The sequence below is a fragment of the Methylobacterium sp. 142-1Y genome, from assembly GCF_057747795.1.
This window is the reverse complement of record NZ_CM173224.1, coordinates 3,691,447-3,717,260: the sequence shown is the minus strand read 5'-3', so window position 1 is coordinate 3,717,260 and position 25,814 is coordinate 3,691,447. Positions and strand designations below refer to the sequence as shown.

General features: G+C 69.5%; 18 protein-coding genes and 1 tRNA gene. 8 read left to right on the top strand and 11 right to left on the bottom strand.

The annotated features are described in order from the left end of the window. Positions 1 to 117: 117 nt before the first annotated feature. Positions 118 to 4,197: a Pls/PosA family non-ribosomal peptide synthetase gene (locus AC3AOF_RS16975; RefSeq protein ID WP_236989736.1), complete on the bottom strand. Its 4,080-nt coding sequence runs from the start codon at positions 4,195 to 4,197 to the stop codon at positions 118 to 120. 152 nt (positions 4,198 to 4,349) lie between these two features. Further along, positions 4,350 to 4,943, bottom strand: coding sequence for a histidine phosphatase family protein (locus AC3AOF_RS16970; protein ID WP_236989737.1), 594 nt, complete (start codon positions 4,941 to 4,943; stop codon positions 4,350 to 4,352). Positions 4,944 to 5,037: 94 nt separating this feature from the next. Here AC3AOF_RS16970 and AC3AOF_RS16965 point away from each other — a divergent pair, with 94 nt between their 5' ends. Continuing rightward, positions 5,038 to 5,991 carry a polyphosphate kinase 2 family protein gene (locus AC3AOF_RS16965; RefSeq protein WP_236989738.1) on the top strand — a complete coding sequence of 318 codons (954 nt, stop codon included), beginning with the start codon at positions 5,038 to 5,040 and terminating at the stop codon, positions 5,989 to 5,991. 15 nt (positions 5,992 to 6,006) lie between these two features. Here AC3AOF_RS16965 and paaZ read toward each other — a convergent pair whose 3' ends face one another. Beyond that, on the bottom strand, positions 6,007 to 8,037 hold the full coding sequence (gene paaZ / locus AC3AOF_RS16960) for a phenylacetic acid degradation bifunctional protein PaaZ (RefSeq protein WP_488345966.1): 2,031 nt from the start codon (positions 8,035 to 8,037) through the stop codon (positions 6,007 to 6,009). A gap of 233 nt (positions 8,038 to 8,270) precedes the next feature. Between paaZ and AC3AOF_RS16955 the strand changes: the two genes are divergently transcribed. Continuing rightward, positions 8,271 to 11,132 carry a cation-translocating P-type ATPase gene (locus AC3AOF_RS16955; RefSeq protein WP_488345965.1) on the top strand — a complete coding sequence of 954 codons (2,862 nt, stop codon included), beginning with the start codon at positions 8,271 to 8,273 and terminating at the stop codon, positions 11,130 to 11,132. Positions 11,133 to 11,257: 125 nt separating this feature from the next. Here the strand turns inward: AC3AOF_RS16955 and AC3AOF_RS16950 are convergent, their stop codons facing one another. Further along, entirely contained in the window at positions 11,258 to 11,584 is a 327-nt protein-coding gene (locus tag AC3AOF_RS16950; RefSeq protein ID WP_488345964.1) for a hypothetical protein, read from the bottom strand. Between the two features lie 125 nt (positions 11,585 to 11,709). On the opposite strand from AC3AOF_RS16950, the gene AC3AOF_RS16945 reads away from it, so the two are divergent. Continuing rightward, the gene (locus AC3AOF_RS16945; protein WP_488345963.1) at positions 11,710 to 12,039 is read left to right on the top strand and encodes a helix-turn-helix domain-containing protein; all 330 of its coding nucleotides are present in this window, start codon (positions 11,710 to 11,712) and stop codon (positions 12,037 to 12,039) included. A gap of 175 nt (positions 12,040 to 12,214) precedes the next feature. Here the strand turns inward: AC3AOF_RS16945 and AC3AOF_RS16940 are convergent, their stop codons facing one another. The 4 genes from AC3AOF_RS16940 to AC3AOF_RS16925 form a co-directional block, all read right to left on the bottom strand. Further along, entirely contained in the window at positions 12,215 to 12,622 is a 408-nt protein-coding gene (locus tag AC3AOF_RS16940) for a hypothetical protein (protein WP_488345962.1), read from the bottom strand. A 385-nt stretch (positions 12,623 to 13,007) separates the two neighbouring features. Beyond that, positions 13,008 to 13,093, bottom strand: a tRNA-Leu gene (locus AC3AOF_RS16935). A 324-nt stretch (positions 13,094 to 13,417) separates the two neighbouring features. Continuing rightward, positions 13,418 to 14,635, bottom strand: a complete 1,218-nt coding sequence (locus tag AC3AOF_RS16930; RefSeq protein WP_488349006.1) for an FAD-dependent oxidoreductase — start codon at positions 14,633 to 14,635, stop codon at positions 13,418 to 13,420. 18 nt (positions 14,636 to 14,653) lie between these two features. Beyond that, positions 14,654 to 14,911 (bottom strand): zinc-finger domain-containing protein, encoded by a 258-nt coding sequence (locus AC3AOF_RS16925; protein ID WP_236989744.1) that lies wholly within the window; start codon positions 14,909 to 14,911, stop codon positions 14,654 to 14,656. 177 nt (positions 14,912 to 15,088) lie between these two features. Between AC3AOF_RS16925 and AC3AOF_RS16920 the strand changes: the two genes are divergently transcribed. The 5 genes from AC3AOF_RS16920 (at position 15,089) to AC3AOF_RS16900 (ending at position 20,846) form a co-directional block, all read left to right on the top strand. Further along, positions 15,089 to 15,421, top strand: coding sequence for a DUF456 family protein (locus AC3AOF_RS16920; protein WP_236989745.1), 333 nt, complete (start codon positions 15,089 to 15,091; stop codon positions 15,419 to 15,421). A 100-nt stretch (positions 15,422 to 15,521) separates the two neighbouring features. After that, complete coding sequence (map, locus tag AC3AOF_RS16915) at positions 15,522 to 16,352, top strand: type I methionyl aminopeptidase (RefSeq protein ID WP_236989746.1); 831 nt, start codon at positions 15,522 to 15,524, stop codon at positions 16,350 to 16,352. Between the two features lie 5 nt (positions 16,353 to 16,357). Then, positions 16,358 to 17,116 carry a RadC family protein gene (radC, locus tag AC3AOF_RS16910; RefSeq protein ID WP_236989747.1) on the top strand — a complete coding sequence of 253 codons (759 nt, stop codon included), beginning with the start codon at positions 16,358 to 16,360 and terminating at the stop codon, positions 17,114 to 17,116. Between the two features lie 350 nt (positions 17,117 to 17,466). Then, positions 17,467 to 19,944 (top strand): NAD-dependent DNA ligase LigA, encoded by a 2,478-nt coding sequence (ligA, locus tag AC3AOF_RS16905; RefSeq protein ID WP_488345961.1) that lies wholly within the window; start codon positions 17,467 to 17,469, stop codon positions 19,942 to 19,944. A gap of 32 nt (positions 19,945 to 19,976) precedes the next feature. Further along, on the top strand, positions 19,977 to 20,846 hold the full coding sequence (locus AC3AOF_RS16900) for a 3'-5' exonuclease (RefSeq protein ID WP_488345960.1): 870 nt from the start codon (positions 19,977 to 19,979) through the stop codon (positions 20,844 to 20,846). Between the two features lie 457 nt (positions 20,847 to 21,303). On the opposite strand, the gene AC3AOF_RS16895 is transcribed toward AC3AOF_RS16900, so the two are convergent. The 3 genes from AC3AOF_RS16895 to paoA are packed head-to-tail and all read right to left on the bottom strand — an operon-like array spanning position 21,304 to position 25,206. After that, positions 21,304 to 23,529 carry a molybdopterin cofactor-binding domain-containing protein gene (locus AC3AOF_RS16895; RefSeq protein ID WP_488345959.1) on the bottom strand — a complete coding sequence of 742 codons (2,226 nt, stop codon included), beginning with the start codon at positions 23,527 to 23,529 and terminating at the stop codon, positions 21,304 to 21,306. Positions 23,530 to 23,551: 22 nt separating this feature from the next. Next, entirely contained in the window at positions 23,552 to 24,520 is a 969-nt protein-coding gene (locus AC3AOF_RS16890; RefSeq protein ID WP_488345958.1) for an FAD binding domain-containing protein, read from the bottom strand. 11 nt (positions 24,521 to 24,531) lie between these two features. Then, on the bottom strand, positions 24,532 to 25,206 hold the full coding sequence (gene paoA, locus AC3AOF_RS16885; RefSeq protein WP_488345957.1) for an aldehyde dehydrogenase iron-sulfur subunit PaoA: 675 nt from the start codon (positions 25,204 to 25,206) through the stop codon (positions 24,532 to 24,534). Between the last annotated feature and the right edge of the window lie 608 nt (positions 25,207 to 25,814).

Genomic DNA, 25,814 nt, shown 5'->3' with positions numbered 1-25,814 from the left:
TCGGGAGGGCGCCCTTCAGAGCGGTTCAGTCAATTCCGGAACCGTGGTTCCCCTCTCCCGCCCGGCTCCGCCGGGCACCCTCCCCCGCAGAGGGGGGAGGGTTCGCGCGTGGCGACCCTACTCCGCCGCCATCGCCTGATGCACCACCGGCACCGCCGGCGCGCCCTCCCAGCGGGAATTGGCCGGGATGCTCTCGCCCTTCATCACGATGGTGAGCGGACGCAGCTGGGCGTAGTCGCCGACCTTGGTGTCGTAGAGCACCGTCGCGAAGGCGCCGACGCTGACGCCGCGGCCGACCTCGACCCGGCCGACCTTCATCACCCGGTCCTCGTAGAGGTGGGTCTGGAGCGCCGACATCCGGTTGACCGAGGCGAAGTCGCCGATGGTGACGCAGTCGAACTCGGTGATGTCGGTCGCGAGCAGGCACACCCCCTCGCCGGTGCGGGTGCCGAACAGCCGCAGCACCCAGGGCAGGAACGGCGTGCCCATCAGGTGCTCGAGCAGCACCTTGCCGGCGAGACCCCAGTACATCACCGCCACCGCCTCGGTGCGCATCGCCCACCATGACCACATCGGGTGCATGCCGGGCTCGTAGCGGCCCATCAGCAGCCACTTCACGGCGATGACCACCAGGGTCTGCAGCACCGCGATCACCACGCTGGTGGCGACGAAGCTGATGGCGAGGCCCGACCAGTCGCCGGCGAGGATGGCCGGGTAGAATACGAAGTCGATCGCCAGGATGGCGAAGGTGATGAACAGCATCGGCGAGAACGAGGAGGTGAAGGCCTCGAACACGCCGCGGCGGACCCGCGGCCAGATCCCGGGCTCGAAGGTCTGGGCCTGGCCGAGATCGACCTTCTGGCGGACCGGCAGCTTGATCGGCGGCGAGCCGAACCAGGTCTCGCCGGGCGCCATGCGGTCGTTGGCCGGCGGCTTCGACTTGATGCCGATGAGCACGTCGTCCGGGATGATGGCGCCGGGCGGCACCACCGCGTCGTTGCCGACGAAGACCCGGGCGCCGGTGCGGACCGGGGCCAGCTCCATCACGCCGCGGCGCACCTCCTCCTCGCCGTAGACGACCTCGTCGGCGATGAAGTTGCGCGGGCCGACTTCCGCGAGGTCGTAGCGGCCGGCGAGGTTGGTGGAGATCTCGGCGCCCTGGCCCATTCCGGCGCCCATCAGCCGGTACCAGGCCCGCATGTAGACCGTGGCGAAGAGCGACGAGAGGGTTTCCAGCGTCACCTCGGCGGCGAGCGCCACCGCCCATTTGCGCAGGTAGACGCCGCTATGGATCGAGTAGCTGCCCTCGCGCAGGCGCGGCAGCACCAGCCAGCGGATGCCGGCGATCAGCCCGACCGTGCCGGCGGTCATCAGCATCGCCGTCGGCCAGGTCAGGAACGGCAGGTACCAGTGGTAATCCACGTCGGTCATCGTCGCCAGCGAATCGCTGATCTGGTCGAAGATGTAGAAGGCCGGGAAGATCGGCAGCAGGCCGACCGCCGGAATCGCCGCCAGCAGCACGGCGTAGATCGCGAAGAACACCGCCCGGCGCTGGCCCGAGACCTCGGGCTCCGGATGGATGTCCGAGAGATCGACCATGCCGACCTTGCGGCCGGGCGAACCGTCCCAGGCCTCGGCGCGGCCGACCACGGTGCCCGACGGCACGGTGGTGAGGTCGGCCAGTTCCGCGTGATCCTCGATGCGGGTGTCGTAGCCGACGACGCAGGAGGTGCCGATGGCGACGTCGTCGCCGATCGAGACGGGTCCGATGATCAGCTCGTTGCCGACCACCTCGGCATTGGCGAGCGTCAGCCGGCCGCCGAGCGAGGCACCGCGCCCGATGCTGACGAGGTCCGGCGCGCCGATCTCGATGTCGGAGATCAGCGCGTCCTCGCCGATCTTGGCCCCGAGCAGCCGCAGGTAGATGCGGATCATCGGCGAGCCCTGGAGCCACTTGACGTGGACCAGCGGCGTCAGGCGCTGGGTCAGCCACCAGCGGAAATAGTAGGTGCCCCAGAGCGGATAGCGTCCGGGTTTCGTCCGCCCCAGCACCAGCCACTTCACCGCGATGGCGATCAGCGCCGTGGCGGCGTTGAGGCCGATATAGACCAGCAGCAGCACCGCCATCTCGGAGAAGAAGCCGAGTTCTCCGCCGGTGATGAGCAGGTAGGTGACGAAGATGCCGAGCCACTGCGCGGTGGCGAGCGCGATCACGAAGGGCAGCACGGCGGCTTGCGCCAGGCCGCACAGGAAGCGGCGCATGAGCGGCGGCGGCGCGAACGACAGGTCGTGGGTCGCGGCCGCCGCGCCCGCGCCGCCGGTCCGCTCGATCAGGGTCTCGGACATCGCCCGCAAGGTGCGGCCGTTATAGACGTCCTGGAGGGTGATGGCGGCGAGCGCCGGCACCGTGCGCACCGCCGAGACGAAGCGCGCGGCGAGCAGCGAGTGCCCGCCGAGATCGTTGAAGAAGTCGGCCTCGAACGGGATCGGCTGGTTGCCGAACACCGTGTGGGCGGCGGCGAGCAAAGCGGCTTCCGTCTCGTCGCGGGGCTCCTCCTGCTCGCCGGAGGTCTCGACCACGGCGAGCGGCCGAGCGCGAAGCGCCTTGCGGTCGACCTTGCCGGAGGCGGCGAGCACGGGCAGGCTCTCCACCACCTCGAAATGCGCCGGGATCATGTAGGGCGGCATCGTCTCGGCGAGCGCCGAACGCAGCCGGCCGCGATCGAACTCGGCGCCCCGCTCGGGAACCACGAAGGCGACGAGCCGGTCGACGCCGTCATCCTGGCGCAGCACCACCGCCGCCGAGGCGATGCCCGGCTGCACCCGGATCCGCGATTCGATCTCGCCGAGCTCGACCCGGAAGCCGCGAACCTTCACTTGGTCGTCGATGCGGCCGTGGAAGACGATGCGGCCGGCGTGATCCAGCGAGACCGCGTCGCCCGAGCGATAGAGCACCGGGTCCGAACTATTGCCGCCATACGGGTTGGCGACGAACTTTTCCGCCGTCAGTTCCGGCCGGGCGAGGTAGCCCTTGGCGATGCCGGGACCGCCGATCAGGAGTTCGCCCTGCACGCCGGGCCCGACCAGGTTCAGGGCCTCGTCGGCGATGTAGGCGGTGTAGTTGGCGATCGGCCCGCCGATCGTGACGGGGTCGCCGGGCTTCATCTCGGCGGCGGTCGCCACCACGGTCGCCTCTGTCGGCCCGTAGGTGTTGAACAGCTTTCGCGAGCCGGTGGCCCAGCGGGCGATGAGCGGCTCGGGGAGAGCCTCGCCGCCGAGCAGGATCAGCCGCAAGGCGGGCACGTCCTTGGTCATCAGGCCGAGCAGGGTCGGCACCGTGTCGAGGACGGTGATGCCGGCCTCGATCAGGATGTCGGGCAGGGCCTCGGCATCGCCCATCTGGGCCGGGCTCGCCACGAACAGGGTCGCGCCGGCCAGATACGGAACCCAGATCTCCTCCATCGAGAGATCGAAGGCGACGGACGCACCCTGGAACACCACGTCGTCGCCCGTGACGCCGTAGAGGTCGTTGGCCGAGCGCAGGAAGTGGCAGATGTTGCGGTGGCTGATGACGATGCCCTTCGGCACGCCGGTCGAGCCCGAGGTGTAGATCAGGTAGGCCGGGTGCTCGGGGGTGAGGCCGGCGGCCCGCAGGTCCGGCGCCGGGCCGCTCGCCTGGGCGGCGATCTCGTCCGGGGTCAGGGCCGGGCAGGCCTCGGTCGGCGCCTTGTCCTTGAGCGCCGCGGACGTCACCAGGGCTTTCGCCTCGGCATCCTTCAGGCAGATAGCGACCCGGTCCGAGGGCGCCTCGGCGTCGAAGGGCAGCCAGGCGGCGCCGGCCTTGGTGATGCCGATCTGCGCCACCAGCAGGTCGGGCGAGCGCGCCATCCACAGGCCGACCACGTCGCCGGGCTTGATGCCGCGTGAAGCGAGGCCCGAGGCGATCGCGTCCGAGCGCCGGTCGACCTCGGCATAGGACAGGCGGGCGCGCGAGGCCTGATCGGTGCCGCTCGCCGCGTCGATGAGCGCGGCGTGGTCGGGCCGCGCCCGGGCGGTGTCGCGAAAGACCTCGGCCAGCACCTCGTCGCGGATCAGGTCCGGCCGTACGGGGCCGCGGAGCACCGCCGCGCCTGCGGGCGGGACGACCGGCTGGCTCGTCCCGGTGGGCGTGCGGACGGTCCCGGCGGTGTGGTTCATCAAGCGACTCCGCTGGCCCGGGCGGGCCGTTGACATCAAGGCACAGGGCCGGAACCGGGCTCTCGTGCCGCATGCGTCCCGATCTCGGGCAGGCGGGAGGTGGACGAGAACCGGGGCCGGTTCAAGGCACGCCCGGGCAGAAATCCGGGTCCTCAGGCCCAGCGCCGGGTGCCGGCCTCGAAGACCAGGACTCGGCCCTGGAGGATCTCCAGGTGGGGCGCCTCCTCGGTCGAGGCCGTCCCCAACGCCACCATGACCGCCCGGGCGACGCCGCCATGCGCCACGACGATGGTCGGGCGGTCGAGGGAGTCGAGGAGCGGGCGCACCCGCTCGGCCACCATGGCGTAGCTCTCGGCGCCCTCGCCCGGCGGGCAAAAGGCCCAGCGGTCGCGGTCGCGGGCCTGGGACCGGGCCGGGTCCGAGCGCCGGACCTCCTTCCAGGTCAGGCCCTCCCAGGCGCCGAAGCCGATCTCGCGCAGGCGCGGATCGATCGTGTAGCCGGCGGGATCGAGGCCGAGCGCAGTGCGCAGGCCCTCCATGGTGTGCCGGGTGCGCTCCATCGGGCTGGCGACATAGGGCAGGTCGCCGATGCCGGTGCCCAGCAGGGCCGCCAGACGTTCGCCGGCCTCCGCGGCCTGGGCGTGGCCCTTGCGGTTGAGGGCCGTGTCGCGCTGTCCCTGGAGGCGGCCTTCGGCGTTCCAGTCGGTCTCGCCGTGGCGCACGAAGTAGAGCGGCGCGCGCGTCACCGGTCGCACCTCGCGGAACGGCCCCGCTTGGCCGCCGTTGATCTTGCTGTCATCCGTCGCACGAAGCCGTCCCTGCCGGAGTCCCCGCTTCCCGATGTCGAAGAAGAACCCGAAAGACAAGCCGGTTTCGCTCCCCGGCCATCCGCGCCCGTCCTCCGCCGCCTGGGCGAGCGAGGCCGGATCGCTGGCGGAGGCGAGCCCGGGCTTCCTCGCCGAGCACGGCGCGACGATCCCGGTCCCGCCGCCGGGAATCGTCCAGTTCCGGCCCGAGGCGCCGTGCCGGCTCGCCGAGATCGACCCGGACGCGCCGGGTTCCTCCGACGGCAAGGCGGCGGCGGAAGCCGAGCTGGTCGAGGTGCGCGCCCGCATCCAGGCGCTGCAGGAACGGCTCTATGCCGAGCGCAAGCGCAGCCTGCTGGTGGTGCTCCAGGCGATCGATACCGGCGGCAAGGACGGGACGATCCGCCACGTCTTCGAGGGCGTGAACCCGCAAGGGTGCCGGGTGTCGTCGTTCAAGACGCCGAGCGCCGAAGAGCTCGACCACGATTTCCTCTGGCGCTACCACCGCGAGGTGCCGGCCCGCGGCATGATCGGGGTGTTCAACCGCAGCCATTACGAGGACGTGCTGATCGTCCGGGTCAAGCAGCTGGTGCCCGAGGCGCTGTGGCGGCCGCGCTACGACCTCATCAACGATTTCGAGCGCCTGCTCACCCTCTCGGGCACCACGGTGCTCAAGATCTTCCTGCACATCTCGAAGGCGGAGCAGAAGGAGCGGCTCGAGAGCCGCCTCGCCGACCCGACCAAGAACTGGAAGTTCGACCCCGCCGACCTCGTCGAGCGCGAGGCCTGGGATTCCTACCAGGCGGCGTTCCAGGACGCGCTGACGCTCTGCGGCACGCGGCTCGCGCCCTGGCACGTGGTGCCGGCCAACCGCAAGTGGTTCCGCAACCTCGCGGTGGCCCGGCTGATCGCCGGCACGCTGGAAGCGATGGACCCGCGATTTCCCGAGCCGAAGGCGGATTTGCGCGGGATCACGGTGCCGGATTGAGGACGAACTGCGCGCTCACGCTCCCCGCATCGCGTTCATCGTCAGCAATTCGTAGGTCGCCGCCGTTTCGTCGGCGGCCGTCCGGATCTCCACGTCCCACCGCACCTCGCCGTATTGCGCGTTGCGCGGCGACTTCTCCTTGGCGGTGAGCCGCACCCGGATCGCCTCGCCGGGCTGGATCGGCTTGAGGAAGCGCAACGAGTCGAGCCCGTAATTGGCGAGAACCGGGCCCGGATCGGGATCGACGAACAGGCCGGCGGCGAAGGACAGGAGCAGGTAGCCGTGCGCCACCCGGCCGGGGAAGAACGGGTGCCCCTTCGTCGCCTCCTCGCTCATATGGGCGTAGAAGGTGTCGCCGGTGAATCGAGCGAAATGCTCGATGTCCTGAAGCGTGATCACCCGCTCGGCCGAGTGGAAGCTGCGGCCGATCTCCAGGTCCTCGAAGTGGCAGCGGAACGGGTGCTCGGGCAGGATTGTTTCCGGCGCGCCCTTGATCCAGCTCTGGGTGATCCGGGTCAGCATCGCGGGCGAGCCCTGCAGCGCCGTGCGCTGCATGTAGTGGGACAAGGCCCGCACGCCGCCCAGCTCCTCGCCGCCGCCGGCCCGGCCGGGGCCGCCATGCATCATGTGCGGCATCGGCGAGCCGTGGCCGGTCTGCTCCTTGGCGCAGTCGCGGTCGAGGACGACGAGGCGACCGTGATAGGGACTGACGCCGAAGACCAGTTCCGCCGCCGCCGCCGGGTCGTGGGTGTAGAGCGAGGCGACGAGGCTCCCTCCGCCGCGATTGGCGAGCGCCGCCGCCGCCTCCAGCCCGTCATAGCCCATCACGGTGCAGACCGGGCCGAAGGCCTCCAGCTCATGCACCTGCCGGGCCCGGAGCGGGTCGGCGCAGTGGAGCAGCATCGGCGGCAGGAAGGCGCCGGTCTCAGGATCCGCCCCCGCCACCGCGAGGCGCGCCGGATCGCCGAAGACCAGCTCGGCCTCCCCCCGCAAGGCCTCGACCCGGGCGAGCACGTCGCGGCGCTGCGACAGGCCGACCACAGGGCCCATCCGCACGTCCTCGCGGGCGGGATCGCCGATCGTGACCCCGGCGAGGCGCTGCTTGAGCGCCTCGATCACCGCCGGCACATGCTGGCGCGGCGCCAGCGCCCGGCGGATCGCCGTGCATTTCTGCCCGGCCTTGACGGTCATCTCCTTGGCGACCTCCTTGACGTAGAGGTCGAATTCCGGCGTGCCGGGCCCGGCATCGGGGCCGAGGATCGCCGCGTTGAGCGAGTCGCGCTCGGCGACGAAATGCACCGCCTCGCGGGCGATGACCGGATGGCGCTGGAGAGTCTGCGCGGTCTCGGCCGAGCCGGTGAACGACACCACGTCCTGGCCGGTCAGGTGATCGAACAGGTCGCCGGTCGGGCCGACCACGCATTGCAGCGCGCCCTCGGGCAGGATGCCGGATTCGGCGATCAGCCGCACCAGCGCGTGGGCGACGTAAGACGTGATGGTTGCAGGCTTCGTCACCACCGGCACGCCGGCGAGGATCGCGGGCGCGAGCTTCTCGAGCAGGCCCCAGCACGGGAAGTTGAAGGCGTTGATGTGGACGGCGCAGCCTCTCCGCGCCGTCATCACGTGGCGCCCGACGAAGCTGCCGCCCCGCGACAGCGGCTCCACCGCTCCGTCGATCAGGAATGTGGCGTTCGGCAATTCGCGCCGCCCCTTCGAGGCGTAGACGAAGAGAGTGCCGATTCCGCCGTCGATGTCGATCAGGTTGTCGGCGCGGGTCGCCCCGGTCTGGTGCGACAGGGCGTAGAGCCCGTCCCGGCGCTCGTTGAGATAGGTGGCGAGCCGCTTCAGCATCTCGGCGCGCTGGTGGAAGGTGAGGCGGCGCAAGGCCGGACCGCCGACCCGGCGGGCATGGTCCAGCACCTCGGCCATATCGAGACCGCCGCCGCCGACCTCCGCCACCACCGCGCCGGTCACGGCGCTGCGGATGCCGGTCCAGTCTCCCCCCGGCGCGATCCAGCGTCCCTGGACGTAGCTCTCCAGCCGCATGGCGTCCTCCCTTCGTTATGCTCCCATTATTGACCGACCGGCCGGTTGGTCAAGCGGGGCGGGAGGCGCTCGTTCTGCCGGGGCGGCACGCGCCCCAAGGACTCGGCGTCCTGCGAGCCGGGCTCACGCCGACGGGCCATCCGCCCCTGTTGCCCTGGATCAACGACACCCAGCCCCGTCACGCATCGAGTGTGGGCGGGCGCCGCCTGGAGATCGGCCGAGGGAGGGATCGGGTGAGCGAGCAGACGACGACGGCCCGTCCCCATGCCGGCCCGGGTGCGCCCGAAGGCCTGTCCACGGACGCGGTCCTGGCTGCCCTCGGTGTCGATCCCGCCTCCGGCCTGAGCCGCGACGCGGTGCGCGCCCGGGCGGAGCGCTTCGGCCCGAATGCGCTCCGCGCCCGGCCGCCGGTTCCGGCCTGGCGCCGGCTGATGGCGCAATTCACCGATCCGCTGGTGCTGCTGCTCGTGGCCGCCGCCCTCGTCTCGGCGGGCGTCTGGCTCCAGGACTCGGTGCGGGCGGGGACAGGGAGAGCGAGCCTGCCCTTCGAGGCTCTCGCCATCCTGGGCATCGTGCTCCTCAACGGTGCGATGGGCTACGTCCAGGAGGCGCGGGCGATGCAGGCCATCGCGGCCCTGCGGCGGCTATCGGCGGCCCGGGCCCGGGTCGTCCGCGAGGGGAGGCGGGAGGAGATCCCGGCGACCGGGCTGGTGCCCGGCGACATCGTCCGGATCGAGGAAGGCGACGCGATCCCCGCCGATGCTCGCCTGATCGCGGCGAGCGCCTTGCGCACGAACGAGGCCGCCCTGACCGGCGAGAGCCTGCCGGTGCCAAAGGACACCGCGCCGCTCGCCGGTGACGCGAGCCTGGCGGAGCGTCGCACCCTGGTGTTCAGCGGCACCACGGTCGCGGCCGGGCGGGGCGTGGGCGTGGTGACGGCGACCGGGATGCGGACCGAGCTCGGGCGCATCGCCGGCCTGCTCGACGAGACGCCGGAGGAGGCCACCCCGCTCCAGGCGGCGCTCGCCCGGCTCGGCCGGCGGCTCGGGCTGGCGGTCCTCGCCATCGCCGCCGCCCTGGCGGCGACCATCATCCTGGCGGACCGGGTCCGGACGCTTCCGGCCCTGCTCGATACGCTGATCCTGGCGGTGGCACTCGCGGTGGCGGCGGTCCCGGAGGGCCTGCCGGCGGTCGTGACCGCGTCCCTCTCCCTCGGCGTGCTGCGCATGGCGCGGCGGCGGGCGATCGTGCGCCGGCTCGCGGCGGTGGAGACCCTGGGCTCGGCCGAGGTGATTGCCTCCGACAAGACCGGCACGCTCACCCGCAACCGGATGGCGGTCCGCACGGTTCTGACCGCGAGCGGACCCACCGCGTTCGATCCCGCCCCGGCCGGCCTCGACCGCGACGAGGCGCGCCGCCGCGAGGTGGAGCGGGCCTTGCGCGCGGGCGCGCTCGCCAACGACGCCGTGCTGCAACGGCGCGACGGCGCCTGGACCATCCAGGGCGATCCGACCGAAGGGGCCCTGCTCCTCGCCGCGCAGGCGGCCGGGCTCGATCCCGACGCCCTCGCGCGCCGCTTCGCCCGCCTCGCCGAGATTCCGTTCTCGTCCGAGCGCCGGCGGATGAGCACGCTCCACCGCGACGACGGGCGCCGGCTCGTCGCCGTGAAGGGCGCCCCCGACACGGTGCTGGCGCGCTGCACCCACGAGCGCGCCGACGGGCGGGACCGGCCGCTCACGCCGGAGCGGCGCGAGGCGATCCTGGCTGCCGGCGCAGGGCTCGCCGGACGCGGCCTGCGGACCTTGGGCGTCGCCGACCGCTCCCTGCCGGCGGGCGACGACGCGGCGCCGGACGAATCGATCGAGCGGGATCTCGTCTTCCTCGGCCTGATCGGCATGAGCGATCCGCCCCGCCCGGAGGCGCGCGCAGCGGTGGCCCGGGCGCTCGCCGCCGGTATCCGGCCGATCATGCTGACGGGGGACGATCCGCGCACCGCCGCCGCGGTCGCGGCCGAGATCGGCCTCCCGGGCGACGGCACCGTCCTCACCGGGGCGCAGCTCGACGCGCTGTCGCCGGAGGCCCTCGCCGCGGCGGTGCGCCATGTCTCGGTCTATGCCCGCGTCGCGCCCGCGCACAAGCTGGGAATCGTCCGGGCGCTCCAGCGCAACGGCCTCGTCGTCGCCATGACCGGCGACGGCGTGAACGACGCCCCCGCCCTGAAGGCGGCGGAGATCGGCATCGCCATGGGGGTGACCGGCACCGACGTCTCCCGCGAGGCCGCCGACATCGTGCTCGCCGACGACAACTTCGCCACCATCGTGGCGGCGATCGAGGAGGGGCGGGCGATCTTTGCCAACATCCGCAAGGTGCTGCGCTACCTGCTGTCGTCGAATCTCGGCGAGGTGGCGACGATGGCCCTCGGCGTGGTGCTGGCCCCCGTCCTCGGCCTGCCCGCCGCGTCCGGCGCACTGGTGCTGCCGCTCCTGGCGACGCAGATCCTGTGGATCAACTTCGTCACCGACGGCGCCCCGGCCCTGGCCCTCGCGCTCGACCCGGCGGATCCGGACGCGATGATGCAACCGCCGCGCCCCCGGGCCGAGGGCGTGCTGACCGGCGCGATGGCCTGGAGCCTCGGCTTCGTCGGCCTCGTGACCGCGGGGTGCAGCCTGTTCGTGCTCGATGCCTGCCTGCCCGGCGGGCTCGTCGCGGGTCAGGGCAGCCTGGCCTACGCGCAGACGATGACCTTCACGACCCTCGTCCTGTGCCAGCTCTTCAACACCCTCAACGCCCGCTCGGCGCAGGCGAGCGCCTTTGCCGGCCTGTTCCGGAACCGCTGGCTCTGGGCCGCGATCGGCGTCTCGCTCCTGCTCCAGGTCGCCGTCGTCTCCCTTCCCGTGCTCCAGCGGGGCTTTTCGACCGTGCCCCTGAGCGCCGGCGACTGGCTGTTCTGCACCGCCGTCGCCAGCCTCGTGCTGGTCCTCGAGGAGGTGCGGAAGGCGGTGGTCCGGGTGATCGGCGCGATGCGGGAGCGACGGCCGCCGCGCCCGAACCCTCCACCCTCTGCGGCAGGGATGTCCGGGAAAACTTTTCTTTAACATCAAGCGCGGGACCCCCTCTCCAGGCGATGCCGGGCTTGCCCGGCATCGCCTGGAGAGGGGAGGTGCGGCACACCTTCCCCCGGATAGCCCTGCCCCAAGGGAAGGCGGAGACCTGCTCCGCCTCACACGCCGCCTCGATTCCACGCCGCGCGCGACGCCTCTTCCTCCCGCATCCTCGCCCTGATCCGCCGCCGCACCCGACGCCATCGTCCCTGCTCGACCGCCCGGCTGCGGACCCAGGCCGCGTGCTCCTCCCGGAACGCCCAGCCCTCCGGATCTTCGGGATGCTCCCGCATCGTCGTTTCGGCGAGCGCGTCGATGGCCTCGCGCGGGATCAGGCGGGGGAGGAGGAGCCCTTCGATCAGCGCCCAGCCGAGGGCGAGCGCGATGGGGGAGACAGCTACGGCAACCAACGCCCATCGGAGGGGGCTCCAGACCCAATCGGGCATGACCCGTAATCCTTATGCGTACATCGCAATTTTAGTAATTATATTACTTATATCACGCTGATCGCAACACCATTCCCTTCAGCCATTGGCCTCCCCCGCAGAGGGTCGCTGCGCGGAGGTAGCGCGTGTCCCTTGCAGTCATTTTCGGAACAAACTTACGAAATTGCCGTAAATCGCGACGCTTGACGCAAGCTGATCTCGCGGAGAAAACGGCACTTTCTATGGAGATGATCAGTAAGATCGAGCGTGGAGTAGCCTCTCCGTCATTTTCCACTATCGAAAGGCTCGCAGAAATATTGAATTTTCCTGAGAGTGCCTTCTTCGGCGAAGGGCCAATTGTGTCTGCAAACGGAGAAAGGGCGCGCATACTTTCTAAAATATATACAAAGCTTTCTAGATTTAATGAAGATCAATTGGCTAAAGTTGATAAAATAATTGATGTCGCGATCGATTGAGGCGCGAATGCGACGTTTGCAGAATAAAATTATAATGTATTATTTAATAGGTCGCACACTCAATAAAAAACGCTGACATATATAAGAGCCCCTAACTTAACCCGCCCCGGCACCCGCTAAGTGGTTGAAATAGCAGGAGCGAAGGCGGTTTATATAGGCGCTCTAAATGTAAATGTTATTTGAACAAAATTAGTATCCATGGATTTTCCGCCACTGAAAATATATATCCATGATTTTTTGTGGTGTTTTTATAAACCGCAATGAATTTACTAACTGATCTATCAATTGCTAGGACAACCTCAAACTCTCTGATGTTGATATATTCCTCGTCTTTCTTATGTTTTAGCCAATTTTTTAACCCATTTATCTCCTTTGACATTTCGTTGCTGTGTTTCTGGATAACAAGAAATATGTATGGCTCTTCCGATTCTGGCATAGCATCCTCTGCGGCTAAGGCCAAATTTACAGCGGCGGGGTAATTCCCGCTGAAGAATAGAAAAATTGCCGCGTTAATTTGAGCTTCTACTGCTTCCCGCCGACTGAATGTTTTTCCTATCGGTATTCTTTCTTCAGGGACGCTCATAACTTTTATCACCTTTCGAAATTCTATCGCCTTTACGATCTGGGTCGGAGGCTCTGGTTCCGAGTCATTAAGTATTTCTTGACATTGCAGCGCTCGTATAAAATATAACAAACAACGCCTTCACTGTTATTGGAGCGATCTTGGGGAAATATGTCGCATCGATATGAATGCAAACAATCATACCTCAAAATAAATCATACATCGCAATTTATAAAATAAAGTCTAATTTTATTAAAATTTATTTTCTTTATTGCTTCTAATATGCGCCAAAATATTAATATTAGTTAGCTGCTTTTTTCCAGAGGAGCCGTCCGCAGCGGGGTCCAGATTTATCCGTGGCTTTGTTCGATTCTATGCCGCATTTCGTAGTGTTGAAACGAGCACTTGGTGCGGACGGCGGGACTCGAACCCGCACGACCAGAGGTCGCAAGATTTTAAGTCTCGTGCGTCTACCGATTCCGCCACGTCCGCGCGGGTGCTTAGCCCAGCCCGTCCGGGTTAGCGGGGTGCGGGGCGCAGATCAAGGGCTCTGAGCCGCAAGGCTGTCCGGTTAAAAGAATGGCGCTTTCCCCTCCCCCTTGTGGGGAGGGGTTAGGGGTGGGGGTGGTGCAGGAGGCACCGCCTCGCTCTATCCGGCACCACCCCCACCCCCATACCCCTCCCCACAAGGGGGAGGGGAGGCGCGCGACTTTCAAGCGGGGAGACGTGTCGGATCAAGATGGTTGAACGCAGTCGCCCGTGTGGGAGAGGGATTCCGCATTTGGTTGTGGAGGTCTATTTCCCGGGCAGCTTTGTTCACGCCGGCCCGAGCGGCCGCCAGCCGTAGAGCCACGCATAGCGCTCGGTCATCTGCTCCGCACCCAAGCGCCCCATCACCACGTCGCGGGCGGCCGAGACCAGGGTGCCGGCGTGGTAGATCCGGCCGTTGCGGCGAGCGTGCGCCTGGATGGTGGCGACCCGCTCGGCCCGGGCCTTGGCGTAGCGGGACAGCGCCGCCGGCACGGAATCGCCGGGGTCGAGGCAGGCGGCGAGCACCGCGGCATCCTCGATCGCCAGGGCCGCGCCTTGCGCCAGGAACGGCAGCACCGGATGGGCGGCGTCGCCGAGCAGCGCGATCCGGCCGCGGGCCATCGGGCGGGCCGCCGGGCGGTCGACCAGGGACCAGACCAGCCAGGATTCGGGCCGGGCGAGCAGGCCGGAGAGCGGCGGGGCGGCGTCGGCGAAGGCGGCGCGCAGGCGGGAGGGCTCGCCGCGGGCGCCCCAATCCTCGCTGCGCTCCTTGTCCGGCACGACCGCCACGAGGTTGAGCCGGCGCCCGCCATTGATCGGGTAATGCACCACGTGCCGGCCGGGGCCGAGCCACAGGCCGGTCTCGTCGGCCAGGAACTCGGGCGGTACCGCCTCGCGGGGGAGGGTGGCGCGCCAAGCGGATTCGCCGCGGGGGCGCAACGGGCGCCGGTCGAGCCGGGCCCGCAGGGACGAGCGCACCCCGTCGGCCGCCACCACGAGGTCGGAGTCGAGGGTCTCGGTGCGGCCGCCGTCGCTGGCGAGCGTCAGGGTGGTGCCCGACGCAGCTTCCTGCACCCCGGTGACGGCGCGGCCGATCAGGAGCCGGATGCCCGGCCGGCCGCGGGCGGCCTCGAGCAGGATGGTCTGGAGGTCGGCCCGATGCACCACCCAGTAGGGCGCGCCGAAGCGCTCGCGCATGGCCTCGCCGAGTGCGATCTCGCCGATCGCGCGGGCATGCGTCAGGCTCCGGATCCGCACCCGGGCCGGCTCGCCGGCAACGCGGCGCAGGGGCAGCCCGAGGCCGAGCTCGGTCAGGATCCGGCTGGCATTGGGCGAGAGCTGCAGGCCCGCCCCGACCTCGCTGAAGGCGGTGCGGCGCTCGACCAAGGTGACGTCGTGCCCGCGGGCGCTCAAGGCGAGGGCCGCCGTGAGCCCGCCGATGCCGGCCCCGACGATCGCGATGCGCAGGCCCGGCCGGTCCGGGACCGGTCGGTTCCCCGGCAGATAGCTCGATGCCAAGGTCTACTCGGCGGCGAGGCGGGCGCGGTCGTCCCAGACGCTCGCGGCCGGCTCCGCCGTGCCGGCCTTCAGGGCCGGGTTGTAGCGGTACAGCGTCGAGCAATACTGGCAGATGATCTCGTCGTCGGCGCCCATGTCGAGGAAGACGTGGGGATGGTCGAACGGCGGCAGCGCGCCGATGCACATGAACTCCTTCGAGCCGACCTGGATGACCGGAACGCCGTCCTGGTTGTGGAAGTGCGGGACCGCCTTGTCTGCCATCGCCTCAGAGTTCCTGGCTTTGCGGGGCAAGATGCCCTCGGAAGATCGTGTTCTCCTAGCCCCTCGGGGCCGCCGCGCCTAGGGGTTCGGGCCGGCGCGGCGCACGCGCCGCGGTTTCGTCATGGTCTTGCGACATCGGGGCGCCCGACCGGTTTCATGACCACGAGAGGATCGCCCGTGACCCGCTTCCTGCCGAGGCTCGCCCTCCTCCTCGCCCTCAGCGGCGCGACCACGCTCGGCGCCACCGCGGCCCAGGCCCAGAGCCGCACCGTGGTCGGCGCCGGGGCCGGTGCGGTGGCGGGCGCCCTCGTCGCCGGGCCGATCGGCGCGGTGGTGGGCGGGGTCGTCGGCGCCGCCTGGGGCGAATCGGCGAGGGGCCACCGCCGGGCCGGCCGCCGGGTGCGGCGCCACCACGCGGTGCGCCAGGCCGCGGCGCGGCCGGTGCGGGTCGCGCAACGGGCGCCCGCCGCGGCGCCGGCCCGGCCGCGCGCCTGGGTCGATCCGCGCTGAGACGCCCCTTCCCCCAATCGTGCCTCCTTGGCTTCGGGGCCGGAAGCGCCTACATCGAAAGCCATCCAGAGCGCTGCCAGCATCCTATCCCGGGCCCCCGATGAGTCGTGACGAGCAGAGTGCGGTCAAGGACAGCCGCCGGCAGGAGCCGCCGATCCACGGCCCCGAGGCCTTCGCGGCGATGCGCAAGGCCGGACGGCTGACCGCCGAGGCCCTGGACCTGCTGATGGAGGCGGTGGCGCCGGGCGTCACCACCGAGGCGCTCGACCGCCTCGCCTACACCTTCGCGATGGATCACGGCGCTTATCCCGCCTCGCTGCATTACCGCGGCTATCCGAAATCGATCTGCACCTCGATCAATCACGTCGTCTGCCACGGCATCCCGAACGACAAGCCCCTGCGCGAGGGCGACATCGTCAACCTCGACATCTGCCTGATCGTCGATGGCTGGCACGGCGATTCGAGCCGCATGGCCTATGTCGGCGAGGTGCCGCGCAAGGCCGCGCGCCTGTGCGAGATCACCCACGAGGCGATGATGCGCGGCATCGCGGCGATCAAGCCGGGCGGCACCACCAACGACATCGGCGCGGCGATCCAGGCTTTTGCCGAAGCCGAGCGCTGCTCGGTGGTGCGCGATTTCTGCGGCCACGGCCTCGGCCGCACCTATCACGACGCGCCGACCATCCTGCACTACGTCGAGCCGAGCTACAGCGTCGCCCTGAAGCCCGGGCAGTTCTTCACCGTCGAACCGATGATCAATCTCGGCCGCCCGGCCGTGAAGGTGCTGGCCGACGGCTGGACCGCCGTGACCCGCGACCGTTCGCTCTCAGCCCAGTTCGAGCACACGGTGGCGGTGACCGAGACCGGCGTCGAGATCTTCACCCTCTCGCCCAAGGGGCTGGACAAGCCGCGCGACACCGTCGCCGCCTGACGGCCATGGCCCGCCGCACCACCCCCGGTTTCGCGGAGGCCGGCGGGCCGGAACCCGGCCTCAAGGCGCAGGACGGCAAGGTCCACGAAAAGGCCGAAGAGCCGCATTACCACGGCCACCGCGACCGGCTGCGCGCCCGTTTCGCGCAGGGCGACACGCTGCCGGATTACGAGTTCCTGGAACTGGTGCTGTTCCGGGCCATCCCGCGCCGGGACGTCAAGCCGATCGCCAAGGCGCTGATCGCCCGCTTCGGCAGCTTCGCCGAGGTGATCAGCGCTCCCGCCGAGCGCTTGCTCGAGATCGACGGGATCGGGCCGTCGGTGGTCACCGACCTCAAGATCATGGAGGCGGCCGGGCGGCGGCTCGCCCGCGGCGCGGTGGCAGAGCGGACGCTGCTCTCGTCCTGGGCCGCGGTGATCGACTATTGCCGCGCCGCCATGGCCTTCGCGCAGCGGGAAGAGTTCCGGCTGCTTTTCCTCGACAAGCGCAACCGCCTGATCGCCGACGAGGTGCAGGGCCGCGGCACCGTCGATCACACCCCGGTCTATCCCCGCGAGGTGGTGCGCCGGGCGCTCGAACTCTCCGCCACGGCGCTCATCCTGGTCCACAACCACCCGTCCGGCGATCCGACCCCGTCTCAGGCCGACATCAAGATGACCCGCGACATCATCGCGGTGGCCGGGCCCCTCGGGATCGTGGTGCACGACCACATCATCGTCGGCCGGGACGGCCATGCGAGCTTCCGCGGGTTGAAGCTGATCTGAAGTGCCTGTTTGACCGCCCAATCCTTTCAAAGGCTGGAAATTGGCCTGCGATGCCCCACCCGCACCCTCATCCTGAGGTGCGACCGCCAGGGAGCCTCGAAGGAGGGCTCCAGAAGTCTCTGCAATCCCTGGAGTCCTCCTTCGAGGCCAACCGATCTTCGATCGGCCGGCACCTCAGGACGAGGTGGAAGGTGGGAGAGAGCCGCCGATTCAATCAAACAGGCCCTGAAGCGGTCTTCTCCGCGCGGGGTGGCCTGGTTAACGAAATCCAAGCCATCCTTGAGCCAGGACAGGCCCCGATTCGCGCCGCCTACCAAGCCCGGCCAGATTCTTCGCGTTCAAGAGCGTCCATGCCCCCCACCCGCGACACCGCCCCCGACGACCTCGACCCGAAGAGCGCGCAGAGCCTCCACGCCGCCCTCTCGGCGGAGATCGCGGAGCACGACCGGCGCTATCATGGCGAGGATGCGCCGACGATCTCGGATGCCGAGTACGACGCCCTGCGGCGCCGGCTGGAGACGATCGAGGCGCGCTTCCCCGATCTCGCCGGGACCGGCGAGGCCTCGGCCAGCGTCGGTGCCAAGGCGTCGGACAAGTTCGCCAAGGTGCGGCACGCGGTGCCGATGCTGTCGCTCGGCAACGCCTTCTCGGACGAGGAGATCGGCGATTTCGTCGAGCGGGTGCGCCGCTTCCTCGGCCTCTCGGGCGATGAGCCGGTCGCCTTCACGGCCGAGCCGAAGATCGACGGGCTGTCCCTGTCGCTCCGCTACGAGCAGGGGCGCCTCGTCACCGCGGCGACCCGGGGCGACGGCGAGGTCGGCGAGGACGTGACCGCCAACGTCCGGACGATCAAGGAGATTCCGGACGAGCTGGCCGGCGAGGGCTGGCCGGAGGTGTGCGAGATCCGCGGCGAGGTCTACCTGTCGCACGCCGATTTCGCCGGCATCAACGCGCGCCAGGAGGCGGCCGGCAAGCCGCTCTTCGCCAATCCGCGCAACGCCGCCGCCGGCTCGCTGCGCCAGCTCGATTCGAGCATCACCGCCTCGCGCCCCTTGCGCTTCTTCGCCTACGCGGCCGGCGAGATGTCGGACCAGCCGGCCGATTCGCAGTTCGAGATGATCGAGGCGTTTCGCGACTGGGGCCTGCCGGTGAACCCGCTGACGGTCCTGTGCCAGGACGCGGCGGCGATGCTGGCGCATTACCGGATGATCGAGGCGCGTCGCGCCGATCTCGGCTACGACATCGACGGCGTCGTCTACAAGGTCGATTCGTTCGCGCTCCAGCGCCGCCTCGGCTTCGTCGCCCGCGCGCCGCGCTGGGCGACAGCCCACAAGTTCCCGGCCCAGCGCGCCACCACGGTGGTCGAGGCGATCGACATCAATGTCGGGCGCACCGGCTCGCTCAACCCGCTGGCGCGCCTGAAGCCGGTCACGGTCGGCGGCGTGGTGGTGTCGAACGCGACGCTCCACAACGAGGATTACGTCCACGGCGTCGATGCCGACGGCAATCCGATCCGCAGCGGCGTCGCGATTTGGAAGGGCCAGACCCTGCGGGACGACGTCGATCTGGCGCAAGGGTCGGACGTGCGCGTCGGCGACACCGTGGTGGTGCTGCGCGCCGGCGACGTGATCCCGAAGGTCGCCGACGTGGTCCTGGAGCATCGCCCCGCGGAGGCCGTGCCCTATCGCTTCCCCGAGACCTGCCCGGCCTGCGGCAGCCATGCGGTCCGCGGCCTCAACCCGCGCACGGGCAAGCTCGACGCGGTACGCCGCTGCACCGGCGGGCTGATCTGCCCGGCGCAAGGCCAGGAGCGGCTGAAGCACTTCGTCTCGCGCAACGCCTTCGACATCGAGGGCTTCGGCGAGACCTATATCGAGACCCTGTTCGAGGCCGGCCTGGTGCGCCAGCCCGCCGACCTGTTCCGCCTCGATTTCGAGCCCCTGAAGGCGGCGGTGGTCGCCCGGCGCCAGGCCTTGTCGGCGGAGCGGGCGCTCGCCGCCGGCAAGGAGATCAGGAAGGCCGCCAAGAAGAAGGACGACGAGGACAAGGCGATCAAGAACCTGCTCGCCGGGGTCGAGGCGCGGAGAAAAATCCCGCTCAACCGGTTCATCTTCGCGCTCGGCATCGAGCAGGTCGGCGAGGCCACCGCCAAGGCGCTCGCCAAGCACTTTTCGGATATGCCGGCCCTGATGGCGGGCGTCGCGGCGGCGGCCGAGTGTCAGCCGGGACCGGACTGGATCGCGCTCGCCAGCCTCGACCGCGTCGGCGCCACCACCCGCGACCGGCTGCTCGACGCCGCCAGGGACCCGGAGATCGATCTCCTGGCCGGCGGCGCCGTGGCCCGCCTGTCGGCGCCGCAGCGCGAGTCCCTGGTCGGGGCCTACGGCGATTCGGCCGGCGTGCGGGCGGCGGTGGAGCGCGCGGCGCAGCAGGTCCCGGGCGATGCCTACCGGGCGCTCGCCGATGACGGCGAGATCGGCGCGGTCACCACCGCCTCTTTGATCCAGTTCTTCTCGGAAGAGCACAACGTCGCGGCGGTACAGGCGTTGCTCGCCGAGGTCGAGACCGAGCGGGCGGCGCCGATTGCGCAAGCGGCGGCGTTCAGCGGCAAGACCGTGGTGTTCACCGGCACGCTCGAAAAGATGACCCGCAGCGAGGCCAAGGCCACGGCCGAGCGCCTGGGCGCCAAGGTCTCGGGCTCGGTCTCGGCCAAGACGGATCTCGTGGTGGCCGGGCCGGGGGCGGGCAGCAAGCTCAAGGATGCCGAGAAGCACGGGGTCAAGGTCGTCTCCGAGGACGAGTGGCTGGCGATGGTGGCGAGCGCCTGAAATTCGGCGCCTTCGCGGGGGAGAGCGCCGGCATGACATTCCCCCGCACCCTCGCGATCGACTTCGAGACCGCCAACGAGCGCCGCGACAGCCCCTGCGCCGTTGGCCTCGCCTGGGTCGAGGGCGGCCGGGTGGTGCGGCGGGAATCAACGCTGATCCGTCCGGCGGAGATGCGCTTCTCGCCCGGCAACATCCGGGTCCACGGCATCCGGCCGCGGGACGTGGAACGGGCGCCGTCGTTTCCGGAGGCGATGGCGCCGTTCCTGCCGGAGATCGCCGGCAGCCTGGTGCTGGCCCACAATGCCAGCTTCGATGTGGGGGTGCTCGCCGCGACGCTCCAGGCCTATGGACTGCCGCAGCCGGCCTATACCTCGCTCTGCACGGTGCAACTCGCCCGCCGGCACTGGCCGGGGGAGGGCGGCCAGGGACAGGGGACCTACCGGCTCTCGGCGCTCGCCGCCCGGGTCGGCGTGACGTTCCGCCACCACGATGCCGGCGAGGACGCCTATGCCTGCGCGGAGATTGCCCTTGCCGTCATGCGGGAGGCCGGCGCGCCGGACATCGCGAGTCTGGCCCGCCGCATGAATCTCACCCGCGAGCGGGCCGGGGAGGGTGCGCGGTCGTCCGAGGGAATCGTCGCCCGGGCCCTGCGCGGGGTGGCGCCGAGCCGCAGCCGCGCGCCGCTGCTGCATTTCGTCGTCCGCGGCAGCACCGGCACGCCCTACGACGTGCGGCTGGTGGACACCCGCGACGGCCCGCGCCTGCGCTGCACCTGCGCCGGTGCACGGTTCCGGCCCGATTGCCGGCACGTCCGGGCGCTGGCGAACGGCGAGATCGACGCGCTGTTGTCGGACAATCCGGGGGATGTGGCGGCGTTGGCCGGGTTGTTGCGGGTGGGGTGAGTATTCCGGGTTGGATGGATTAATATTATCGTTCAATCCAGCATAATATAATAATATAAAATTAGTGATGCAATAACATGTCTAAAAATTTGATTAATTAGCAAAAAAATATTTTACAACACGTCGTCAAATATTTTTTCCAAAATGATGTTGTTGCCTGAGAAGAAATCCCGATCACCCACCTCATCCTGAGGTGTTAGCCGATCGAAGATCGGCTGACCTCGAAGGAGGGCTCCAGATGTCGCTGTGAACCCTGGAGCCCTCCTTCGAGGCTGCTTCGCAGCACCTCAGGATGAGGTGAGACGATAGGATCTCTTTTGCTTGCGCTCTTTTTTGGGGAGATCAATTCGCTCAAACAGGTGCTCTGGATGAGGTGAGAGAGATGCCGTAAGGTCTCGAATGTTTCTTGCCAAAAACGGCTCAACCAGGCCCCGGCAACACTCGATGCCGTCGTGCATCACGCCCGCCGCGGCCCGGTCTCCTTCGCGCCGAAACCCTCCAGGATCTTGTCCAGGGTCAGCGGGTAATCCCGGATCCGGATCCCGGTCGCGTTGTAGACCGCGTTCGCCACCGCCGCCCCGGCGCCGCAGATGCCGAGTTCGCCCAAGCCCTTGCTCTTCAGCGGGTTCGCCTTGTCGTCGAGTTCGGGCAGGAACACCGCATCGATCTCCGGCAGGTCGGCATGGACCGGCACGTGGTACTCGGCGAGGTCGTGGTTGACGAAGGTGCCGTAGCGCGGGTCGACCTCGACCGCTTCCATCAAGGCCGCGCCGACGCCGAACACCATGCCGCCGATCGCCTGCGAGCGGGCGGTCTTGGGGTTGAGGATGCGTCCGCCGGTGAACACGCCGAGCATCCGCCGCAGCCGGATCTCGCCGGTATCCGCATCGACCCCGACCTCGGCGAAATGCGCGCCGTAGGAATACTGCGAGAACTTCTTCTCGTTCTCGCCCGGCTTGATCTCGCCTTCGGCCTCCAGCCCGGGGCCGATCAGGTCGCGCAAGGCCGCCGACCGGTTGCCCGAGGTGATCCGGTTATCCGCGAAGACCGCGTTCGCAGGCTCCAAGTCGGTCTTCGCCAGGAGCTGCCCGCGCAGGGCCTCGCAGGCCATGTAGAGCGCCGAGCCCGACGACGCGGCGCCGAACGAGCCGCCGGACCCCGACGACATCGGATCGGCGGTGTCGCCGAGGATCATCCGCACCTCCGAGACCTTCACGCCCAGCATCTCGGCGGCGATCTGGCTCAGGATCGTGTAGGTGCCGGTGCCGATATCGGTCATCGCCATCCGGGCGGTGAGCGTCCCGTCGGGGTCGAGGCGCACCCGCGCCTTCGCCGGCTGGAGCGGGTTGAGGCGGGCCGCCGCCGCGACGCCGGTGCCGACCATCCACTGCCCGTCCCGCACCGAAGCGGGCTTCGGGTTGCGCTTGTCCCAGCCGAAGCGGCGCGCGCCCTCCGTCAGGCAGGGCACGAGCTGGCGGGTCGAGAACGGGACGTGCTTCTCCGGGTCCTGCGCCGGCTCGTTGCGGATGCGCAGTGCGATCGGGTCGAGGGCCAGCGCCTCGGCCAGTTCGTCCATGGCGCATTCGAAGGCCAGCATGCCGACCGCCTCGCCCGGCGCCCGCATCGAGGAGGCGAGCGGCAGGTTGAGGTTCGCCAGCCGATGCGCCGTCAGGCGGTTGGGCGCCGCGTAGAGCGAGCGGGTGACATTGGCCGAGGTCTCGAAGAAGTTGTCGCCGGGCGCGGTGTCGGACCAGGATTCGTGGGCGATGGCGATCAGCGTGCCGTCCCGGTCGGCGCCGAGGCGGACCCGCTGCACCGTACCCGAGCGCCGCGTCGTCGAGGTGAAGACCTGCTGGCGGGTGAGCGCGACCTTGACCGGCCGGCCGTTCAGGTTCTTCGAGGCGAGCGCCGCCAGGATCGCATCGGCCTGCGGCTGCAGCTTGCCGCCGAAACCGCCGCCGACGAAGCGGCTGATCAGGCGAACGTTGTCCTTGGGCAGCTTGAGCACCGAGGCCAGCGCGTCCTGGCCGCGATTCGGCATCTGGTTGGCGGTGATCAGCGTGACGTGATCGCCCTCCCAGGCCGCGATCGTGGCGTGCGGCTCCATCATCGCGTGGCTCTGCACCGGGGTGGTGTAGCGCGCGTCGATCTTGACCGGGGCCGACGCCAAGCCCGCCTCGACATCGCCGAGGGACGAATCCGGCGGCGTCTTCGCCTTCTCGGGCTTCTTCGCCGCCCCGAGCGCGTCGGCGAGGATATAGGCGCCCTTCTGCTCGTCGTAGGCGACACGCACGGCAGCCGCCGCGGCGCGGGCCTCCTCGAAGCTCTCGGCCACCACCAGCGCGACCGGCTGGCCCCAATGCTCGATCTCGGTCCCGGTCAGCAGCGGGCCGACCTGCTCCTTCTTCTCGCCCTGGGACGGCACGTTGCGGTGGGTGAGGACGTGGACGACGCCCGGCATCCGTTCGGCGGCGGCCGTGTCGATGTCGCGGATGCGGCCCTTGGCGATGGTCGCGGTGACGACGAAGCCGTAGGCGGGATTCGCCATCTCCCGGCTTTCATACGCATAAGGAGCGCGGCCCGTGACCTTGAGCGGGCCGTCGACGCGGTCGATCGGCTGGCCCACCGGGCCGTCGGTGTGCGTGTCGAGGGGCGTGACGCCGATCGGCTGGCTCATGTCCATGGCTGTTCTCCGATGTCGGCGATCAGGCGCGCATCGCTTCCGCGACGGCGGCCGCGAGGGTGCGCTTGGCGAGCGGGATCTTGAAGTCGTTGGCGCCGTAGCCGCGCGCGCCCCGCAAGGCCGCTTCGCCGGCGGCGCCGACGCCCTCGCGCACGAGAGCCTCTTCGGCGTCGGCCACCCGCCAGGGCTTGGGGGCGAGGCCGCCGAAGGCGATGCGGGCCGAGCGCACCTTGCTTCCGTCGGCCTCGATGACGGCCGCCACCGAGACCAGGGCGAAGGCGTAGGACGCGCGGTCGCGCACCTTGCGGTAGACGTGCCGCCCGCGCACGGGCGCCGGCAGGGTCACGGCGGTGATGATCTCGCCGGGGGTCAAGGTGGTCTCGATCTGCGGCGTGTCGCCGGGCAGGCGGTGTAGGTCGGCGATCGGGATCTTTCGCTCGGTCCCCTCCGGGGTCACGGTCTCGATCGTGGCGTCGAGGGCCCGCATCGCCACCGCCATGTCGGAGGGGTGGGTGGCGATGCACTGGTCGGAGGTGCCGAGGACCGCCAGGATGCGGTTGAAGCCCTGAAGCGCCGCGCAGCCGGAGCCGGGCCGGCGTTTGTTGCACGGCATCGCGGTGTCGTAGAAATACGGGCAGCGGGTGCGCTGCAGGAGGTTGCCGGCGGTGGTCGCCTTGTTGCGCAACTGGCCCGAGGCGCCGGCGAGCAGCGCACGGGAGAGCACGCCGTAGTCGCGCCGCACCCGCTCGTCGGCGGCGAGATCCGCGTTGCGCACCATCGCGCCGACGCGAATCCCGCCATCGGAGGTTGCCTCGATCCGGTCGAGCGGCAGGCGGTTGACGTCGACGAGGTGGGCCGGCGTCTCGATCTGCAGCTTCATCAGGTCGAGGAGGTTGGTGCCCCCGGCGATGAAGCGGGCATTCGGCTGCCCGGCGGCGGCCTTGGCAGCCTCGGCCACGGTGGCGGGGCGCTCGTAGGTGAAAGCCTTCATCGGTCGCCCCCTCAGAGCCGGGTCGCCGCGCCGCCGGCATCCCGGATCGCCGCGACGATGTTCGGATAGGCCGAGCAGCGGCAGATATTGCCGCTCATCCGCTCGCGGATTTCCGCGTCGGTCAGGGCGACCTTCGCCGTGAGGTCCTGCGTCACGGTGCTGGGCCAGCCGGCCTTGGCCTCGGCGAGCATTCCGGCGGCGGAGCAGATCTGGCCCGGGGTGCAGTAGCCGCACTGGAAGCCGTCATGCTTGACGAAGGCGGCCTGGAGCGGGTGCAACTGGTCGCCCTCCGCGAGCCCCTCGATGGTGCGGATCTCGTCGCCCTCGTGCATCACGGCGAGCGTCAGGCAGGAATTGATCCGGCGCCCGTTCACCAGCACCGTACAGGCGCCGCACTGGCCATGGTCGCAGCCCTTCTTCGAGCCGGTGAGGCCGATGCGCTCGCGGAGCGCATCGAGGAGCGTGGTGCGCGGATCGAGGTCGAGGGGCCGGGCCTGGCCGTTGACCTGGAGGGTCACCGGCATGCGCGGTGTCGCCGGCTCGGCGGCGGGGGACGGGGGCGTCGACGGGGCCGGCGAGGGCGCGGCCTGGACGCGGCCGGAAAAGCCCAGCACGGCCGCCGCGGCGACGCCGCTCTCCAGTACGCTCCGGCGCGTCAGGCGCGGCGCGGAATCGGATTTGTCCATGGTGCCTCCCGGCCGAACGACGAGGTGACGGCGCGAGGGCGCCTGCATCGGCTCGGCCGTTGGGCCGCGACGCGATCGCTCACCAAACGTTTCGGGGACTGGACAGGTCCCGGCTGGGGCCCGGGTGCGGCATCGCGTGCGAGAGATGGTCGGCCACCGGATCGCTGGCGATCAACCCTCCCCTCTCCCCGCGGGCGGGGAGAGGCTTTCGTCCCCCTTGTCGGGGACGAAAGGAGCGGCGGCGAAAGCCGGAGCGAGGGTGAGGGGGTGTTTCCGGAGAAGCCTCACTCGTCGACACCCCCTCACCCTCGCGGCGAGCCTATGGTTCGCTGCCGGGCTTCCTGAGCCCCTTCGGAGCTCAGGCCTCTCCCCGCAACGAAGTCGGGCAAGCCCGACTTCGTCTGGCGCTTGCAGATCCCGGGCAAGCCCGGGATCTGTCGGGGAGAGGGAGAAAATCAGCGCCGCTTCTTTCCCCGGAAAGCCCTGCGCAGAGGGGCTACGGCCTATACGGATTTGATTCGCTGCCGCTTTGGATAGCGATTTCGACTTTGCCCCTTCGGGAGGCAGGGGTGACACCCAGTCGATTCCGGCTGCGAGGACTGGTGCGA